Source organism: Anaerostipes sp. PC18, assembly GCF_039789045.1.
Lineage (GTDB): Bacteria > Bacillota > Clostridia > Lachnospirales > Lachnospiraceae > Anaerostipes > Anaerostipes hominis.
The window spans coordinates 2,897,189-2,915,096 of record NZ_CP121164.1 but is presented as its reverse complement, the minus strand read 5'-3'; the positions used below and the strand labels follow the sequence as shown (position 1 = coordinate 2,915,096).

At 44.1% G+C, this 17,908-nt stretch carries 18 protein-coding genes and 1 riboswitch; of the genes, 11 read left to right on the top strand and 7 right to left on the bottom strand.

Translation table 11 applies throughout. The features are described from left to right. Positions 1–19 precede the first annotated feature (19 nt). From P8F77_RS15625 to P8F77_RS15595, 7 genes are all read left to right on the top strand, one after another. Positions 20–2,098 (top strand): transcription antiterminator, encoded by a 2,079-nt coding sequence (locus P8F77_RS15625; RefSeq protein WP_270432701.1) that lies wholly within the window; start codon positions 20–22, stop codon positions 2,096–2,098. A gap of 11 nt (positions 2,099–2,109) precedes the next feature. Next, positions 2,110–2,553 carry a PTS sugar transporter subunit IIA gene (locus P8F77_RS15620; RefSeq protein ID WP_034548780.1) on the top strand — a complete coding sequence of 148 codons (444 nt, stop codon included), beginning with the start codon at positions 2,110–2,112 and terminating at the stop codon, positions 2,551–2,553. 19 nt (positions 2,554–2,572) lie between these two features. After that, on the top strand, positions 2,573–3,727 hold the full coding sequence (locus tag P8F77_RS15615) for a 3-hydroxyacyl-CoA dehydrogenase NAD-binding domain-containing protein (protein ID WP_287519781.1): 1,155 nt from the start codon (positions 2,573–2,575) through the stop codon (positions 3,725–3,727). Between the two features lies 1 nt (position 3,728). Next, entirely contained in the window at positions 3,729–4,355 is a 627-nt protein-coding gene (hxlA, locus tag P8F77_RS15610; protein ID WP_024726417.1) for a 3-hexulose-6-phosphate synthase, read from the top strand. A gap of 29 nt (positions 4,356–4,384) precedes the next feature. Further along, positions 4,385–4,945 (top strand): 6-phospho-3-hexuloisomerase, encoded by a 561-nt coding sequence (gene hxlB / locus P8F77_RS15605; RefSeq protein ID WP_287519783.1) that lies wholly within the window; start codon positions 4,385–4,387, stop codon positions 4,943–4,945. 346 nt (positions 4,946–5,291) lie between these two features. Beyond that, on the top strand, positions 5,292–6,746 hold the full coding sequence (locus P8F77_RS15600; RefSeq protein ID WP_081723774.1) for an FAD-dependent oxidoreductase: 1,455 nt from the start codon (positions 5,292–5,294) through the stop codon (positions 6,744–6,746). Between the two features lie 3 nt (positions 6,747–6,749). Next, positions 6,750–7,211, top strand: a complete 462-nt coding sequence (locus P8F77_RS15595) for a VOC family protein (RefSeq protein WP_034548782.1) — start codon at positions 6,750–6,752, stop codon at positions 7,209–7,211. A gap of 29 nt (positions 7,212–7,240) precedes the next feature. On the opposite strand, the gene P8F77_RS15590 is transcribed toward P8F77_RS15595, so the two are convergent. Further along, the gene (locus P8F77_RS15590) at positions 7,241–8,146 is read right to left on the bottom strand and encodes a PHP domain-containing protein (protein ID WP_024726421.1); all 906 of its coding nucleotides are present in this window, start codon (positions 8,144–8,146) and stop codon (positions 7,241–7,243) included. Positions 8,147–8,261: 115 nt separating this feature from the next. Here P8F77_RS15590 and P8F77_RS15585 point away from each other — a divergent pair, with 115 nt between their 5' ends. Further along, entirely contained in the window at positions 8,262–8,624 is a 363-nt protein-coding gene (locus tag P8F77_RS15585) for a hypothetical protein (RefSeq protein WP_270432693.1), read from the top strand. 2 nt (positions 8,625–8,626) lie between these two features. Here the strand turns inward: P8F77_RS15585 and P8F77_RS15580 are convergent, their stop codons facing one another. Together P8F77_RS15580 and P8F77_RS15575 are read right to left on the bottom strand one after the other, a co-directional pair. Beyond that, the gene (locus tag P8F77_RS15580; RefSeq protein ID WP_024726423.1) at positions 8,627–9,427 is read right to left on the bottom strand and encodes an ABC transporter permease; all 801 of its coding nucleotides are present in this window, start codon (positions 9,425–9,427) and stop codon (positions 8,627–8,629) included. Continuing rightward, the gene (locus P8F77_RS15575) at positions 9,420–10,181 is read right to left on the bottom strand and encodes an ABC transporter ATP-binding protein (protein ID WP_024726424.1); all 762 of its coding nucleotides are present in this window, start codon (positions 10,179–10,181) and stop codon (positions 9,420–9,422) included. Before P8F77_RS15575 ends, P8F77_RS15580 begins: the two co-directional genes overlap by 8 nt. Positions 10,182–10,317: 136 nt before the next feature. Further along, positions 10,318–10,372, top strand: a riboswitch (cyclic di-GMP riboswitch). 98 nt (positions 10,373–10,470) lie between these two features. Between P8F77_RS15575 and sfsA the strand changes: the two genes are divergently transcribed. Further along, entirely contained in the window at positions 10,471–11,166 is a 696-nt protein-coding gene (gene sfsA, locus P8F77_RS15570; RefSeq protein WP_148459484.1) for a DNA/RNA nuclease SfsA, read from the top strand. A gap of 69 nt (positions 11,167–11,235) precedes the next feature. On the opposite strand, the gene P8F77_RS15565 is transcribed toward sfsA, so the two are convergent. Together P8F77_RS15565 and P8F77_RS15560 are read right to left on the bottom strand one after the other, a co-directional pair. Beyond that, positions 11,236–12,486 (bottom strand): MFS transporter, encoded by a 1,251-nt coding sequence (locus P8F77_RS15565; RefSeq protein ID WP_024726426.1) that lies wholly within the window; start codon positions 12,484–12,486, stop codon positions 11,236–11,238. A gap of 111 nt (positions 12,487–12,597) precedes the next feature. After that, positions 12,598–13,248, bottom strand: coding sequence for a TetR/AcrR family transcriptional regulator (locus P8F77_RS15560; RefSeq protein ID WP_303008677.1), 651 nt, complete (start codon positions 13,246–13,248; stop codon positions 12,598–12,600). A gap of 151 nt (positions 13,249–13,399) precedes the next feature. Between P8F77_RS15560 and clpB the strand changes: the two genes are divergently transcribed. Both clpB and P8F77_RS15550 read left to right on the top strand, forming a co-directional pair. Continuing rightward, on the top strand, positions 13,400–15,982 hold the full coding sequence (gene clpB, locus P8F77_RS15555) for an ATP-dependent chaperone ClpB (RefSeq protein WP_024726428.1): 2,583 nt from the start codon (positions 13,400–13,402) through the stop codon (positions 15,980–15,982). A gap of 90 nt (positions 15,983–16,072) precedes the next feature. Beyond that, positions 16,073–16,231, top strand: coding sequence for a putative holin-like toxin (locus P8F77_RS15550; RefSeq protein ID WP_328514495.1), 159 nt, complete (start codon positions 16,073–16,075; stop codon positions 16,229–16,231). 169 nt (positions 16,232–16,400) lie between these two features. Here P8F77_RS15550 and P8F77_RS15545 read toward each other — a convergent pair whose 3' ends face one another. Both P8F77_RS15545 and P8F77_RS15540 read right to left on the bottom strand, forming a co-directional pair. Continuing rightward, positions 16,401–17,210, bottom strand: a complete 810-nt coding sequence (locus tag P8F77_RS15545) for an HAD family hydrolase (protein WP_024726429.1) — start codon at positions 17,208–17,210, stop codon at positions 16,401–16,403. 100 nt (positions 17,211–17,310) lie between these two features. Further along, positions 17,311–17,796, bottom strand: coding sequence for a peptidylprolyl isomerase (locus P8F77_RS15540; RefSeq protein ID WP_024726430.1), 486 nt, complete (start codon positions 17,794–17,796; stop codon positions 17,311–17,313). Positions 17,797–17,908 lie beyond the last annotated feature (112 nt).

Genomic DNA, 17,908 nt, shown 5'->3' with positions numbered 1-17,908 from the left:
GTAAAGGAGCTGCAAAATTATGCTGATGTCTAATCGTGTAAAAGATATCATACAGATTGTCTTAAGCAGCCGTGGTTTCGTAACCATGAAAGCTATTGCCAATAAAATGAATGTCTCAGAGAGGACCGTGTACCGGGAAATCCCCGAGGTGACTGAAGTGTTAAGGCAGTATCAGATTACATTGAAAACGGTGAGCAAAAAAGGAATCCGGGCTGTCGGTCTGCCTGAACACATTCAGAAACTCCAGACAGAATTAGGAGAACATAAAAAACTCCAGGTAGTGGACCCTAAGGAACGAATGTATTTTGTTCTCTTAGAGCTGCTTCATCAGGATGACTTCATGAAGACAGAAGCATTGGCAATCGATATGGGCACATCTCTTCCGACAATCAGGAATGATCTGAAAAAGATTGAAAAGATTCTTCCGGAGTACAATATTAAATTAATCTCAAAAAAGGGAGACGGAATCTGCCTGGGCGGTGAGCAGGTGGCGAGAGATCATCTGATGGTCAATATCATCATGAAAAACACAGATATGGATGTGATCGTACACTGGCTTGCGGGGAATGTCAGACAGTTTCATCCATTTATGCAGAAGTTGGATGAATACGGATACATGGAGCTGTTTCAGACCTGTGAAAAAATATTAAAAGATATCAGCCATAAACTGATTCAGAAAAACTATCAGATACTTGATCAGAATTATGCTGAATTAGTCATGTTGGTGTCGCTGCTGATTCGCAGACACAAAATCGGTAATCGGAAATACAGTACAGATTTTACCGTGGAACATGTGGACAAGAATCTGAAAAAACTTGTTGCCGCATTGATCCGGATGTTGGAAAAGAAATATTCTATTTCCCTGGGCGAGGCAGAGAAAGAATATCTTCTGTGGGTTATGGATATCAGTGTCGGAAAACGGAACAATGAAAATGTGTTTGTCAAAAATTTTGTGCTCAGGCCAAAGATTGAAGAGTTTGTGGAGCTGGTAGAAAGGCGTATGGGCATTAACCTGAGCCAGGATACAAAGCTTATGGACGGACTGTTGACACATATCGATAAAGCCCTGGTGCGGACAAGGAGCGGAATGAGTATCTCGAATCCGATCATCCGCGACATTGAAAAAGATTATTCGCAGCTGTTTTCCATTATAAAAGATACGGTCAGAAAAGTCTTCCCGGATGATTATTTTCCGGATGATGAGATAGGGTATCTGGTATTATATTTTGCGGTATCATTGGACAACATTACAAAGAAGACATTCCGGGTGCTGGTGGTATGTTCCAGCGGCATGGGATCTTCCAAGATGCTGGCCAGCCGTCTGGAGAGGGAGATACCCGAGATTTATGTAAGAAAGATTGTATCTTTGGTAGGATTGGGAGAAGAAGACTTAAACGATTATGACTTGATCCTGTCAACCATCCCACTGTATTTAAAAGACAGGGAGTATCTGAAAGTTTCTCCGCTCCTGAATGACAATGAGCTGGAGATTGTAAAAGAAAAAATAAGAAGGCACAAGCATCAGACTTTAAGGAAGATTGAGGAACAGGAAAGAAAGGCGGCGGAGTTAGAAAGCAGCAACAGCATCGTATCTTTAAAACAGTTAAAACAATTAACTACGTGGGCAGTAGACTTATTGACTGAATTCCATGTGTATGAAATTAATAACCTGAAGGATGAAAACCACTTATTCTCAAATCTGGAACATACGATCTGGGAAGCCGGGATCTTCATCGGTGAACAGGAGATTAAAAATTATGTGATCCGGCATGCAAATGAATGCCGTTTTACAATACCAACGACGGAAATCAGTTACTTTGAATGTTATTTAGAGAAAATAAAAAAACCGCTTTTTTTCGTTTACCATTTAAAAGAAAAACGAATGGTAGATCCTCAGGAGGGGGATGCGATCAGTAACATTATATTTTTCTTCTATCCAACGGAAATGGATGAAGTACAGCAGATGTTTCTGCGCTATATTACTGAATTGATCATCGAAGACCGGGATGTCATGAAGTTAATAGAGAAGGGCGACGAAGAAGAAATCAGGCAATGCTTTGGACACAGGTTCAGACATTATATAGGAGAATCAATTTAGGAGGTTTCATTATGGCAGATAGGAAGAGTATTTTTAACGAAGACAACATCAGATTGAACGCAGCTTTTGCTACGAAGGAAGAAGCTATCCGGGCTGCGGGGCAGATCCTTGCAGACAATGGTTATGTAAAAGAAGAATATATAGATGACATGCTGAAGAGGGAAGAAGTGGTCTCTACCTACATCGGCAATCACATTGCGATTCCGCACGGCATCGTAAAATCCGAAGAAAGGATTATGGCTTCAGGAATTTCTTTTATCCAGGTTCCTGAGGGCGTAAACTATGAAGGAAAAACTGCAAATGTCATCATCGGAATTGCAGGTAAGAACAATGAGCATATTGAGATTTTAGGAGATATCGCAGTGGCATGCTCAGATCTTGACAACGTAGAAAAACTTAGAAATGCAAAGACCAAAGAAGAAATACTGAACGTATTTAAAGATGTGGTCCGCTAGAATTGACGGAGGGAAGAAAATGAAAGCAGTACACTTTGGGGCTGGCAAGATCGGCCGCGGATTCATTGCAGATTTATTGCATGATACAGGATATGAAATCGTATTCGTGGACGTAAACGAGAAAGTCAACGCGGAACTGAACAAATACCATAACTACTACTTGTATGTGATCGAGGAGGATTACAGGAGAAAAGAAATCGACAAGGTTTCTGCACTTTCACCGATTACAGAAGAAGATAAAGTCGTGGAAGCGATCATGGAAGCAGACGTAGTCACTACGGCAGTGCTGGCAGACAATTTCCCTAAAATTGCAGGCACTCTTGCAAAAGGGCTGAAGGCCAGATTAGGAGCAGGCAAAGAAAGAGTCAATGTGATCCCCTGTGAGAACGCATTGTTCAACGGAGATCTGCTTTTAAAGGAACTTGTCAGAACTGGAATTGCTTCTGAGGATGACTTCTTAAAAGCAGCGGCATTCCCGAATACGGCAGTAGACCGTATGGTATTCGGTACCGACAAAGACGGCAGAGACGGAATTGACATCGGAAAAGATCACGAGCTGGCAGTGGAAGTGAACAAGCTGGTAGACCCTGAGAAACTTCCGATTACCGGAGCAGAATATACCGATAATCTTCAGAAATTCCTGGAGAGAAAACTTTATACGATCAACTGCGGACACGCATGGTCCGGTTATATCGGAAAACTGATGGGATATGAGATTATCCAGGATTACTTCGCGGTGCCGGAAAATATAGAAATGACAAGAGAAGTCATGAGAGAAGTTGCGGCCCTGATGGTTGCAAAACATGGATTTACCGAGAAGGAAATGGAAGACTACATTACATTCGCATTAAACCGTTTCTGTACTCCTGGCATCAAAGACACGATCACACGTATTTCCAGAGCACCGATCAGAAAGCTTGCACCGAATGACCGTCTGGTGGGACCAGCTGTACAATGTGAGGAAAGAAACCTTAAAAATACACTTCTCCTGAGAGGTATCGCAGCAACATTCCTGTTTGATGTCAAAGAAGATGAGCAGTCAGTTGAACTGCTTCAGTATGTGGCTGATAACGGCATTGAAGATGCAGTGACTCATTTTACAGGCATTAAAGCGGGAACCAGAATGTTTGATGAGATTGTCAAAGATTACAACGAATTAAAGGAAGGAAAATGAAATGAAATTACAGTTAGCATTAGATGAGATGAACCTTGTAGATGCACTTCGTTTCGCTGACAAGGTTGCGGAGCACGTTGACATCATCGAAGTGGGAACTCCTTTTGTTATGGACGAAGGAATGAGGGGTGTGCGTGAATTTCACCGTTTCTTCCCGGACAAAGAGATCCTGGCCGATTTAAAGATCATGGACGGCGGATATCTGGAAGCAAGCTATGCCTATGAGGCGGGTGCCGCTTATGCGACAATCCTTGGTGTTTCTGATAATCTGACCATTGAAGGTGCTTTAAAGGCTGCAAGAGATTATGACAGAAAACTCGTTGTGGATATGATCTGTGTGGAAGATCTTCCGGCCAGAATCACGAAGATGGAAGAAATCGGAGTTGACATCCTGGCAGTTCATACAGGGGCTGACCAGCAGGCAGCAGGCAGAGAGCCGATCCAGGATCTTCAGGTCATGACAGAACATGCAAAGAAGGCTCAGATCGCTGTTGCCGGAGGTATCAACAGCAAGACCATCGATAAATATGTTGCCTTAAAACCGGAGATTATTATTGTAGGATCTGCGATCGGACACGCAGAAGATCCGGTTGCGGAAGCAAAGGCGATCAAAGACGCGATGCTTTAAATCACACTTTGAGACTGGAGGTAAAGATTATGACAGAATGTAAAAATATGATGGCGATTCTCGGAGAATTAACCGACAACGCAAAAGAAGTAGATAATGAACAGATAGAGGCAGTGGAAAAACTGATCACAGAGGCAAAAAGAATTTTTGTAAGCGGTGCGGGACGCTCCGGATTTGCTGCCAGAGGATTTTCCAACCGCCTGATGCATCTTGGGTATACCGTATTCTTTGTCGGTGAGCCGACCACACCGTCTATTCAGGCAGGAGATCTGCTGATTGTCGGCTCCGGTTCCGGAAATACCGCAAGCCTTGTGTCTAATGCCAAGAAGGCAAAGAGCCAGGGTGCAAAGGTGGCGACAATTACAATGTTCCCTGAGAACACAATCGGATCTATGGCGGATGCGGTGATCACACTTCCAGGAGTCACAAAGAAGTGTGACAATCATGAAGGAGCGGGAACTGTTCAGGCTGCCGGTTCCGGATTCGAGCAGTTAAGCTGGATTACATATGACTGTATGGTTATGGATCTGATGAGGATCACAAATCAGTCAGATGACGATCTGTTTGCAAGACATGCAAATATGGAGTAATAACAAATAAGACAATACGGATGTTTCTGGGGTTGCCTGAGAAGAATATGATAGTACAAAAGAAGAGCTGGATAATCTGGAAAACCTTCCGACGCTGACGGGAGAGATTCCGGATTCTATTTACAGAGCAGCATTTGATCCGATAAGAAAACTTTTCAGCGGAGACAGGCTTACTGGGGCAGCGCAGAGGTGCCTGGAACATGGTCTTCCTTATGAAGCTCTGAAAGCCAGACGACTGATAAAATAATAAAGACATTTTTAGCAGAAAAGCTGTGTTCCCCTTCATCCGGGACACAGCTTTGTTTGTTATTTATCCTGATCTTATGTTACAATAAGTCTGTATTTTATGTTTAGCAGCAGTGGAAAAAATACAGGAAAGGGTGTGTATATTGTGGATTATACATTTGATGTCATTATCATAGGAGCAGGACCTTCCGGGATTTTCTGCGCGTATGAGCTTTCACAAAAGAAACCGGATTTAAGGATATTAATGATAGAGAAGGGAAGAAGGATTGAAGACCGGTCCTGTCCCAAAAGAAAAACAAAAGTGTGTGTGGGCTGTAAGCCATGTTCCATTACTACCGGATTTGCAGGTGCAGGCGCGTTTTCTGACGGAAAGCTTTCCCTGTCTCCTGATGTGGGCGGAAATCTGCCGCAGATCCTTGGCTACGAAAAGACAGAACAGCTGTTGAAAGAATCTGATCAGATCTATTTGAAATTTGGGGCGGACACAAAAGTGTACGGACTGAATGAAGAAAAAGAAATTGCCAGGATCAGAAAAAAGGCAATTAAAGCCAATCTGAAATTAATCGAGTGTCCGATCCGGCATCTGGGCACGGAAGAGGGGTATAAGATATACCAAAGGCTTCAGGAACACCTGCTTGGTGCCGGAGTCAGGATAGAATTTAACACCATGGTTGAAAATATCATGACTGCAGAAGGACGGGTGCAGGGTGTTGTCACCGATAAAGGAGATACTTTCTATGCAGAGGAAATTGTAGCCGCCGTGGGCAGGGAAGGATCTGAATGGCTCAGCAACCTGTGCAGGGAACACGAGATTGAGACTGAGGTGGGAACGGTAGATGTAGGCGTCAGAGTGGAAGTCCGGGATGAAATCATGGAAGAACTGAACAAGAGCCTGTACGAGGCAAAGCTGGTATATTATACGCCGACCTTTGACGACAAGGTTCGTGTGTTCTGTACCAATCCTTCAGGGGAAGTGGCTACAGAATATTATGAGGACGGACTCGCTGTGGTAAATGGCCATGCATATAAGGCAGAAAAATATAAGACGAAGAATACAAATTTTGCAATTCTTGTATCGAAAAATTTCACGAAGCCGTTTAAAGAGCCTATCCAGTACGGGAAACACATCGCACAGCTGAGCAATATGCTCTGTGACGGAAAGATTCTTGTCCAGAGGTTCGGGGATTTTGTCAGAGGACGCAGGACGACGGAGGAACGCCTTCTCAGAAATAACATTACGCCGACTTTAAAAGACGCGGTGCCCGGGGATCTGTCATTGGTATTTCCTTACAGAATCATGAAAGCGATTGAAGAGATGATCTATGCACTGGATCAGGTGACGCCGGGGATGGCCAGCGATGAAACGCTGCTCTATGGAGTGGAAGTAAAATTTTATTCCAATAAAGTCGTCACAGACCAGTCGTTTGAGACCAACATCAAAGGCCTTCGGGCGATCGGTGATGGAGCCTCCGTTACAAGAGGCCTTCAGCAGGCATCGGCTAACGGACTCAGCGTTGCCAGGAGTATTTTAAAGACGAAGGGAGTTTTTATATGAAATATATGTACAGTCTTATCCGTATCAGATATTAATAAATCCAGAAAGTTTTATGAGGATTTATTCGGATTGGAGCTTTATCAGGATTATGGTATCAATATATCCTTCACCTGCGGTCTTTCACTGCAGCAGAACTTTGACTGGCTGGTGAACATTCCAAAAGAGAGAGTTCAGAAAAAAACAAATAACATTGAAATCTGTTTTGAAGAAGAGGATTTTGATGGATTCTTGAAAAGGTTGAAAACTTTCACGGATATTGAGTGTTTGGGGAATGTGATCGAGCATGGCTGGGGACAGCGTGTCGTCAGGTTTTATGATCTGGACGGGCATCTCATCGAGGTGGGAGAGTCAATGAAGATGGTGATCACCCGATTCCTGAATTCGGGGCTGACTATGGAAGAGATTTCAGTGAAGATGGATGCTTCAGCAGAAGATCTGCAAAAATTATTAGACAATGAAGAATGATATTTTGAAAACAAAAAAAGCAGGTCCCTCTATTGTGGGGTACCTGCTTCTGCTTCTTCAGATTCTTCGGTTTCTTTCCGGCAGGAAGAATGAAGGTATGCTTCATTGGCAGCCTTGCCCGCTGCTGTCAGACGTTCCAGTCCTTCTTCCGGGCAAAGGAAAGAACCGATCGGATAAGGTGTCTTTGTATATATGCCGTGGAAATCCGTGCCGCCGGTCATAAATAAGTCATGTTCTTTGGCCAGGGATCTGATATGATCCATGGTCCGCTCATCATTTCTCGGATGATTCAGTTCGATACCGTCAATGAGTTTTTCTTCAATGAGCATTTCCATGAGCATGGGATTTTTGTATTCTCCCGGATGAGCCAGAACGACAATGCCGCCGCAGGAACGGATCAGACTTACTGCTTCATGGGTTGTCATATCTTTCTGGGGCAGCTTGTATTTAGAACCGGATGAAAAAAGCTCTCTGTGGAGTTCTCCAATAGGGGTTCCTGTATATCCCAAAGAAGCCAGGACCTGCATCATATGTACTTCGTACAGGGTGGTACTTTCACGGGCGGCCTCAAAGAGCTGTTCTTTTGTGATCGGATAATCTTCCATGATTTTTTCGTACATGGCAAGCTTCGTCTGCCGCTGATATTCCAGATACCGGTCAAGTTTTCTCTGAAGTTTCTTTACATCGGCGGGATAGTAGCAGAGAAGGTGAGGTTTTGTATCTGAAGCCTCGTGGACAGAGTTGATCTCGACTCCGGGGATGACATTGATCCCAAGTTCTTCTCCGAGAGCAAGCACAGCGGGAATAGAGTGGGTGGAATTGTGGTCTGTTACGGCGATATAATCCAGGCCGACGCGTTTCGCCTGGGAGATCAGCTGGTCGACGTTTAAAGCGCCGTCGGACAGCACAGTATGTGAATGAAGATCTGCTTTCATTTTTAAATTCCTCCTAGTAATTTGGCTGATTATATTATATCATGAAGATAAGCAGATTTAACAGAAATACTTATAAAATAAAAGACTGATCAGGCAGAAAAAGGGGGCTATCGATATGAATTTAGAAGACTTTTATAGAGGAAGAGACGAAGATTATCCGGTAATCATCGGAAGATTTATGGGAAATGAGAATCTTTTAAAAAAGTTTGTCAAGAATTTTGCGGATGATCCAACCTATGGACGGCTTTGCGAAGCGAGATACGCTTTCATTTTCAGAAAATATTTTGAGGTATTCGGACGACATACTGTGATCGAGGAAGTGAGCCAAAAGATCGGAAGAACAGATATCATCTATGACTATGACAAGCAGGTATTGGTGAACAATCTGGAAGGACTGAGTATGAACAATAATGATATGAGATCATCGGAAATCAACGGGCAAAGATCGTTTGATTTCCTTTGGTCTCATTTGTTTTAGGATCAGATTTTTCTCTGATACATTTTCTTTATAAATCCGGTCAGGGCGTACAGAAGCATAGCGATGATGCATAAGATAACGATAGACATTAGTACCCAATCCATTTTAAATACCTGGCTTCCGTAGATGATCAGGTATCCAAGGCCGGAGCGCGCGGCCAAAAATTCTCCGATGATCACACCTACAAGAGAAAGTCCGATATTTACGTTCATAATGCTCAAAAGCAGCGGAATACAGCTTGGTATGACTGCCATGGTCAGGCAGTCTTTTTTGGTTCCTCCGAGAGTCCGGATGAGAGTCAGACGCTCCTTATCTACGTGGAGAAATCCACTGTATAAATTCAGGATGCTTCCGAAAACCGCAATGGAGATCGCGGTGATAATGATGGTTTTCATATTGTTTCCGAGCCAGACGATCAGGATCGGAGCAAGAGCTGATTTCGGGAGACTGTTTAAGACTACAAGGTATGGGTCAATGATCCTGGCAGCCGTGGGGAACCACCATAATATGGTTGCGATCAGCACTGAAAATAAAGTGATCAGCGCAAAGCTTACGAGCGTTTCGGCCAGAGTCACCCCGATATGAAGAAAGATGGAATGGTCTATTACCATGCCGTAAAAACACCGGATGATCCTGCTTGGACTGCTGAAAATAAATCCGTTCAGTATATTCTTTGAAACCGCAGTTTCCCAGGCAAATAAAAGAAGGAGAAGCAGAAGGACCTGGGCAACCCGGATCCAATATTTTTTCCGTTGTATTTGGTTTAAATACTCGGACTGTTCTTTAGAAATTGGATCAGTCATTGATTTCCCTCCATAATTGATTAAAATAATCTTTGAACTCCACTGCATTTCTTGCAGCCTGCGGTGTTTTTTTTCCACAGGTAAGGTGAATAGGCACAATGGTCTTGACAGTTCCCGGACGTTTGGACAGCACAATGACACGGTCGGCCATACTGATCGCCTCAGAAAGATCATGGGTAACGAGGAGAGCTGTTTTTTTCTTTTCTTTTATGATGGTGCCTATATCATCGGATACCTGGAGTCTTGTCTGGTAGTCCAATGCAGAAAATGGTTCATCCAGGAGAAGTATATCCGGGGACAGGGCGAGAGTACGGATCAGAGCAGCCCTCTGGCGCATACCTCCGGAAAGCTGGCTGGGATAAGAATTCTTAAAGTCTTTGAGTCCGTAAAGTTCCAACAGCCGGTCAACTTTATCAAATGCCTCCGGATCTTTGATATTTTGTATCTTGAGTCCCAGAGTAACATTTTCATAAATAGTGCGCCAGGGGAGAAGCTGATCCTTCTGGAGCATATATCCGATATGGTCGGTGGACTCCTCGATCGGCGTGCCGTTGATCTTGATGGTGCCGCCGGACAGGGGAAGAAGCTTTGCAATTAAATGCAGCATAGTAGATTTTCCGCATCCGCTCGGGCCTACTACCGCAACGAATTCACCGCTTAATACATCAAAAGTGACTGAGGAAAGAGCCGTAGTTTCTTGCTTCAGAGTATGGTAAGAGTAGGAAACCTGCTCTAAGGAAAGGGCAGTGGTCATTCTTATATCTCCTTTCTTGGGGGATTATAGTATAGATTATGCTGGAAAGAAAAAAGGTGATATTAATCCTTGATATAAGAGAGAACAGCAGACAATAATTAAAGTGTAGACGAAAGTGGTTTGTCTCGGACAATTTCATATTCATCGGTAAAACTGTCGAAAGGCAGTGACACAAAGCCAAGGCTCTCAAAGATTGAGGGTTTGGGGAGTTGAAGTGGGCTTGCCCACTGTGTCCTTGACATCAAATCTTCCAAAAGTTATCATTATGGGCGGATAAGGAGATAACAACATGCATTATGATCATATCATTTCAGGTACATTCTTAAAACGCCCCAACCGGTTTATAGCCATTGTCCTCATCGGAGGACAGGAGGAAGAGGCACACGTAAAGAATACGGGAAGATGCAGGGAACTGCTGATACCAGGAGCCAGGGTTTATCTTCAGCGGCATAACGACCCGAAGCGAAAAACAAAATATTCACTGATCGGTGTGAACAAAGGAAGTCTGATGATCAATATGGATTCACAGGCTCCTAATAAAGCTGTGGAAGAATGGCTGAGAAAGGGAGGAATCTTTCCTTATATAAAAGAGATCAAGGCAGAAAGGAAGTATGGAAATTCCAGATTTGATTTCTTTATCAGAGGAGGAGAACTCATGACGGAAACCAGAGAGGTCTTTGCCGAAGTAAAAGGAGTGACCCTGGAAGAGGATGGAACAGCATGGTTTCCGGATGCCCCTACGGAACGGGGAGTCAAGCATATAGAGGAGCTCATACACTGTGCAAAGGAGGGGTATGAGGCATATATCATCTTTGTCATTCAGATGAAAGGAGTGCATTGTTTCAGGCCCAACGACCGCACCCACAGGGCATTTGGGGATACTCTGAGGAGAGCAGCGGATTCTGGAGTACAGGTACTTGCATTGGACTGCCTTGTAACAAAAGACACAATGGAAATCGATAAAAAAATCCCGGTGATTCTGTAAACAGACCACCGGATCAGGAAGAGGAAGCAGACAATTTTGTTGCTGCCTCCTCTTATTATATCAAGTTTTTTATTCAGCAGCTGGTTCTGCCAGGGAAATTGTCCGGAATATTTTTCTGGATTTCCAGGAGATCAGACAGCAGATCAGACAAGCGCCGTAGACCGCAAAATAAGACTGGCCCTTTAAAACGTCAAACAGGACTCCATATACGGCCTGCCCCAGAGGCTGGGAACACATGGACAGTGCCATAATACAGGAGATGACTTTGCCGATCAGATGGTGCGGTGTCAGAATCTGTACAAATGAGAGCATCTGTACGGTAAACATTGTGGAGCAGACCATCATAAAGAAACTGCACAGGGTGATCACAATGTAGGCTGCCATTGGAAGAATATCCAGATTCAGCACGAGTCCGATCGGGAGGAGGGCTGCTCCGCTGAGCAAAAGCAGAACATGGACACCCTGGATATTCAGCCGTTTTGCAAAGACTCCGGTGAGAATGCCGCCCAAAAGGCCTCCGAGGGCTAAGGCTCCCTGAGCATATCCATAAAGCTGGCTGGACATATGGAGAAACTGCGTGATGATCACAGGCAGGCCTACGATGATCAGGGCACTTAAAAATAAGTTAAATGCGCAGACAATCAGGATTCCTTTCCCTATGACAGGCTGTTCTGTACGGATGAAGCGGAAACTATCTGAAAGATCCTGTTTTACTACCGCAAACACACTGGTTCCCTTTTTCGGCTTTTTAAACGGGATATGGATAAACAGTTCCATTGTGGCAGAAAATAAAAAGCAGACGATGCTCACATATAATATCGGGCAGATTCCGTAAAATCCGTATAAGGCTCCGCCTGCCACCGGACCGATCAGATTGGCCAGAGCATTGACCTGATTGATGACTGCATTTCCGGAAAGCAGACGGTCCGGGCTTATAAGAACAGGAAGGCTTGCCTGGACTGCCGGCTGGTATGCTCCCTGAATGCCGTAGAGGAGCATCAGGGTGATGATCAGAAGCAGTACCAGGGAAACATGACCCAGAGCTGCCGTAAACAGCAGGATCAGTGCGCTGGTCGCGTAATCAAGAATCACCATGATATTTCTTTTGTTGACCCGGTCCGCAACGATTCCCCCTGCGGGTGACAGAAGGATCATAGGAATAAATGAGCAGGCGGTGACTACGCCGAACAGGGATGCAGATCCGGTTTCATTCAAAAGGTACAGAGGAAGTGCAAACCTCAGGATGGAATTGCCGAACAGAGAAATGATCTGTCCGATCACTACGAGGGAAAAATCCCGTGTGAATAGTTTATCGTTCATAAAAACTCCTTTCATACATTCGGTTGGTATGTAAAATGACAAAAAAATTGGTGTTTTCACCAGTCACCAAGACCGGACTGTATGAGTCCAGTCTGAGGACGGATGGATGAGTCAGCTTTTTTCTTCAAGCTGTTTTCGGTAAGATTCAAGCACAAGGAGTGCTTCGTCATCCAGCAGAGGTATTCCGAGCCGTTCCAGCAGATCTTTCATAAACTGTATTTTGTGAATGAGTTCTTCTTCTGTATTTTGGATGATAAATGGATTCATCCAGAGATTGAACAAGATGAGCATGGCTTCTGAAAGTTCTTTTGGATATTCTGTTTTTATGGAACCATCCCTGACTCCTTGTTCCACTAACGGCAGAATCAGCCGGGGTGCCGTATCATTCAGACTGTCAAAAAGCTGTTTCATGAGGAAGCGCGGATTTTTCATGATATTAGGAGCGGCCTTGATGATCAGCTGATTGCCTGGATTGTTTATTGATACGATTATCAGCTTTTTTAATTTTTCAAGTCCTGTACCGGATTCATTCAAAATATCTTCGTAGTCCTTCTCCTGCCCGCCGTAGAGCTGGTCCATGACGGCTTCTATAATCTCACTTTTGGATTTAAAGTGATGATATATGGCGCCTTTCGTCAAATCCCCCAGTTCGTCGATGATATCCTGAATGGTTGTGTGCTCGTAGCCTTTTTCCAGAAATAATTTCAGCGATGCGTCCAAGATCCTCTGCTCTGTAATCTCGGGATATTTATTTCTTGCCATGGAATAACATCCTTTCTTATATACATACTATTGGTATGTATATAAAATAGCAGATACATGGAAGAATGTCAAGAAATGAAAAAATAATACTTGCTTTTTATATGCTAGGTGTTATACTAAATATAGAACAAATAAGATTGGAGGAGTGAAAATGAATATTAATAAGTTTACTCAAAAGTCGGTCGAAGCAGTAAATCAGTGTGAAAAGATTGCTTATGACTGCCAAAACCAGGAAATTGACCAGGAACATTTATTATATAGCCTGCTGACCATAGAAGACAGTTTAATCTTAAGTCTTTTGGAGAAGATGAATGTCAATAAAGATTCCTTTTTGGCCCAGGTACAGCAGCTGCTCCAGAAGAAACCGAAGGTTTCCGGCGGACAGGTATACATGAGCCAGGCGCTGAATCAGGTACTGCTGGCAGGGGAAGACGAGATGAAAGCCATGGGAGACGAATATGTATCTGTGGAGCATCTGTTTCTTGCCATGATCAAAAAGCCAAACAATGCGGTGAAAGAACTGTTCAGAGGTTATGGAATCACCAGAGACCGTTTCCTGGAGGTTTTGTCCAAAGTAAGAGGAGACAAAAAGATAACCACTGATAATCCCGAGGCAACGTATGATACGTTGGAGAAATATGGATACGATTTGGTGAAGCGCGCCAGAGAGCAGAAACTGGACCCCGTGATCGGGAGAGACAGCGAGATCCGGAATGTTGTCCGCATCCTGTCAAGAAAAAGCAAGAATAACCCGGTGCTCATCGGAGAGCCCGGCGTCGGTAAGACTGCGGTAGTAGAAGGACTTGCCCAAAGGATCGTCCGAGGGGATGTACCGGAACAGTTAAAGGACAAGACGATTTTCTCTCTGGACATGGGATCTCTTGTGGCAGGTGCCAAGTACAGAGGAGAATTTGAAGAACGTCTGAAAGCAGTTCTTGAAGAAGTGAAAAAGAGCGAGGGACAGATCATCCTGTTCATCGATGAGCTGCACACGATCGTAGGAGCAGGAAAGACAGAGGGCTCCATGGATGCGGGCAATATGTTGAAACCGATGCTGGCCAGAGGAGAACTCCACTGTATCGGAGCGACTACTCTGGATGAGTACCGTCAGTATATTGAAAAAGACGCGGCTCTGGAGAGAAGGTTCCAGCCGGTCATGGTGGATGAGCCTACCGTTGAAGATACGATTTCTATTTTGAGAGGAATTAAAGAGCGCTACGAGGTTTTCCACGGGGTAAAGATCACAGATGGATCTTTGGTGGCTGCTGCGACCCTGTCAAACCGCTATATTACGGACCGTTTCCTTCCAGATAAAGCTATTGACCTGGTGGATGAGGCATGTGCCATGATCAAGACAGAGATGAACTCCCTGCCTTCAGAGCTGGATGAGGTCCAGAGGAAGATCATGCAGCTGGAAATCGAGGAAGCTGCGCTCAAGAAAGAAGATGATAACCTGAGCAGAGAACGTCTCTTGGAACTTCAGAGAGAATTGGCAGAGATGAGAGAAGATTTTAATGCCAAGAAAGCCACATGGGAGAATGAAAAGTCTTCCGTGGAGAGGGTTTCCAAACTGAGAGAAGAAATTGAATCTGTAAACAACGAAATACAGATTGCACAGAGAAACTATGATTTAAATAAGGCTGCGGAACTTCAGTATGGACGCCTCCCTGAGCTGAAAAAACAGCTGGAGGAGGAAGAAGAAAAGGTCAGAAAAGAAGACAGATCCATGGTCAGGGAAAGTGTAACAGACGAAGAGATCGCCAAGATCATTTCCCGCTGGACCGGTATCCCTGTGGCTAAACTTACGGAGAGTGAGAGAAATAAGACACTTCATCTGGATGAGATCTTACACAAAAGAGTTGTGGGGCAGGACAATGCAGTGCAGCTTGTGACGGACTCTATCATCCGTTCCAAGGCGGGGATCAAAGACCCGAGCAAACCGATCGGCTCTTTCCTGTTTCTTGGACCTACAGGTGTAGGAAAGACGGAGCTTGCCAAGGCACTGGCAGAGAGTTTATTTGACAATGAACAGAATATTGTCCGCATCGATATGAGTGAATATATGGAGAAACACTCCGTAGCCCGTCTCATCGGGGCGCCTCCGGGATATGTAGGATATGAGGAGGGTGGACAGCTGACGGAAGCAGTCAGAAGAAAACCTTATTCTGTTGTATTGTTTGATGAGGTGGAGAAAGCTCATCCTGATGTGTTTAATATCCTGCTGCAAGTGCTGGATGACGGAAGGATTACAGATGCTAAGGGAAGGACCGTAGACTTTAAAAATACGATCCTTATCATGACTTCCAATATCGGTTCCACCTATTTGCTGGAAGGCATTGATCAATCCGGTAATATTACAAAAGAGGCAGAAGACATGGTTATGGCAGACTTAAAGAACCATTTCAGGCCGGAATTCTTAAACCGCCTGGATGAGATGATCCTGTTTAAACCGCTGACGAAGGAAAACATCACGAATATCATTGACCTGTTAGTTGCAGAATTGAATAAACGTCTCAGTGACAAAGAGCTTGCCGTAGAGCTCACACCGTCAGCAAAAATCTTTGTGGCGGACAACGGATATGACCCGATGTACGGTGCCAGACCGTTAAAGAGGTATCTGCAGAAGAGCGTGGAAACATTGGCTGCAAGGCTGATCTTAAGTGATGGGGTTAATATGGAAGATACGATCCTGATTGATGAACAAAACGGGGAACTGACGGCAAGAGTGAAATAAGAAGATATATAAAAAGGCTGTTCTAAACAACAGTCTTTTTATGATGAGTAAAATATTGTAATTAAATATAAAATATAGTATAATTTGCTTATGGAGTATTTCGTGTACATGGTGGTAGCCTCCCGACTCATAAAAAAGGGGAGGTGGTGTGAGATGACAGCATTTGAAGCAATCTCATTGATGATTTCATTCAGTCTGTTTACTGTAACACTGCTTGCCTACATAGATAGGAAAAACAAGCGTAAATAAATAAGCCTACCCTGTACTTGGCGGTCTGGGTAGGCTTATGCACAAACCGGAGGCTAACCACCTCAGTGGGCGATATGCTCCTTTCTTTACTTATACTATACTATTTTTGGGCGTTTTTGTAAAGGATTTCAGAGATTTCGCTGAAGTTTCTCTTTTCAAAACTCTCTTTTTACAAAAAACCATAATGTTCCAGTGCATTCCAAATTCCATGTGCGTCAATGTCCGTTGTCACATACTCCGCAGTATCTTTTACACAGTCATATGCATTCCCAAGAGCGATACCGTGTCCTGCAGCTTCAAACATGGGCAGATCATTGGGGGCATCTCCGAAAGCATAGCAGTCATCGATTGGGATGTTAAGGTATTCCGCAATAAAAGTAATGGCAGTTCCTTTGGATGTGTCTTCCGGGATAACTTCATAAAAATCTTCGCCATTTTTGATGCACTTGAACGGAAAGTCCAGGGAGTGAATATCTTCAATAAAGGCGGTCATATTCTGAGGCGTATCCGGACTGGAAAAGCAGACCAGTTTATCAAAGGATTTTACATTGTTCCAGTTAAATTCTATCACCATGCCGTCAGAACTTCTGCATACTTGGATCATGGAAGCGTAATAGGGATGGAACGAGGTGTCATCGTCAGTGTAATAGGAACAGCGGCTTCCTTCCAGACAGGCACGGATGCTGTGGCTACGGCACAAATCTATGATCCGGGATTGGATATCTTCAGGAAGCTCACGGTGGTACAGGATATCTCCCTTGTAGCGGAGATCGGTGCCGTTGCCGCAGAGGTAGCCGTCGAAATCCAGGGAAAAGAAGTCATTCCCTATATATGCATAAGGCCTTCCGGTATTCAAGATGATTTTATGGCCGTTAGCCTGGGCCTGCTTTAATGCTTTGGCTGCACTCGGCGGGATCTGACCGGTCTTATTGCTGTACAAAGTCTCATCCACATCGAAAAATAAATATTTATGTTCCAAAAGTGTTCCTCCCTATCTGATGTATCCTCTTTACTGTGTCAAAAGAAATGCTTAGAACCGCACGGTGTCCTAAGCATTTCAAGTAAGTCTTTTAATGTTTTTATTCTTCTACGGTCACAGATTTCATAACCTGTTTTTCCAACGGCGCGTCAGAATAGTCCGTTGCCACCTCAGCGAGTTTATTGACGACATCCATGCCCTCGATGACCTGTCCAAATGCGGCATACTGTCCGTCCAGATGCGGAGATGTTTTGTGCATGATAAAGAACTGGGAACCGGCAGAGTCCGGAGCCATTGACCTTGCCATGGATAACACGCCCGGCGTGTGCTTTAAGTCGTTCTTTACTCCGTTCATGCTGAACTCACCTTTAATGGTGTGTCCCGGTCCTCCGGTTCCGTTTCCGTTCGGACATCCTCCCTGGATCATAAATCCGGAAATAATGCGGTGGAATGTCAGTCCGTCATAAAAACCTTCCTTCACCAGCTTCACAAAGTTTTCTACTGTGATCGGAGCGATATCCGGATATAATTCTGCCTTGATCATATCTCCATTTTCCATTGTAATTGTTACGATTGGGTTTGCCATAATTCCTATTCCTTTCTATATCTTCCTATATAACTGATTATATAGCAAACCAAAAGAATGTCAATGAAGTTACAAATGTATTAAAAATATTAAAAAATCTAATAAAAAGGGT

Excerpts from the sequence above, each read along its gene's own strand:
- hxlA (WP_024726417.1), top strand. The coding sequence starts at position 3,729 with ATGAAATTACAGTTAGCATTAGATGAGATGAACCTTGTAGATGCACTT.
- clpB (WP_024726428.1), top strand. The coding sequence starts at position 13,400 with ATGAATATTAATAAGTTTACTCAAAAGTCGGTCGAAGCAGTAAATCAG.
- P8F77_RS15560 (WP_303008677.1), bottom strand. The coding sequence starts at position 13,248 with ATGGCAAGAAATAAATATCCCGAGATTACAGAGCAGAGGATCTTGGAC.
- P8F77_RS15600 (WP_081723774.1), top strand. The coding sequence starts at position 5,292 with ATGTTTAGCAGCAGTGGAAAAAATACAGGAAAGGGTGTGTATATTGTG.
- P8F77_RS15565 (WP_024726426.1), bottom strand. The coding sequence starts at position 12,486 with ATGAACGATAAACTATTCACACGGGATTTTTCCCTCGTAGTGATCGGA.
- P8F77_RS15590 (WP_024726421.1), bottom strand. The coding sequence starts at position 8,146 with ATGAAAGCAGATCTTCATTCACATACTGTGCTGTCCGACGGCGCTTTA.
- P8F77_RS15625 (WP_270432701.1), top strand. The coding sequence starts at position 20 with ATGCTGATGTCTAATCGTGTAAAAGATATCATACAGATTGTCTTAAGC.
- P8F77_RS15540 (WP_024726430.1), bottom strand. The coding sequence starts at position 17,796 with ATGGCAAACCCAATCGTAACAATTACAATGGAAAATGGAGATATGATC.
- P8F77_RS15580 (WP_024726423.1), bottom strand. The coding sequence starts at position 9,427 with ATGACTGATCCAATTTCTAAAGAACAGTCCGAGTATTTAAACCAAATA.
- hxlB (WP_287519783.1), top strand. The coding sequence starts at position 4,385 with ATGACAGAATGTAAAAATATGATGGCGATTCTCGGAGAATTAACCGAC.
- P8F77_RS15550 (WP_328514495.1), top strand. The coding sequence starts at position 16,073 with ATGGAGTATTTCGTGTACATGGTGGTAGCCTCCCGACTCATAAAAAAG.
- P8F77_RS15615 (WP_287519781.1), top strand. The coding sequence starts at position 2,573 with ATGAAAGCAGTACACTTTGGGGCTGGCAAGATCGGCCGCGGATTCATT.
- P8F77_RS15575 (WP_024726424.1), bottom strand. The coding sequence starts at position 10,181 with ATGACCACTGCCCTTTCCTTAGAGCAGGTTTCCTACTCTTACCATACT.
- P8F77_RS15620 (WP_034548780.1), top strand. The coding sequence starts at position 2,110 with ATGGCAGATAGGAAGAGTATTTTTAACGAAGACAACATCAGATTGAAC.
- P8F77_RS15585 (WP_270432693.1), top strand. The coding sequence starts at position 8,262 with ATGAATTTAGAAGACTTTTATAGAGGAAGAGACGAAGATTATCCGGTA.
- sfsA (WP_148459484.1), top strand. The coding sequence starts at position 10,471 with ATGCATTATGATCATATCATTTCAGGTACATTCTTAAAACGCCCCAAC.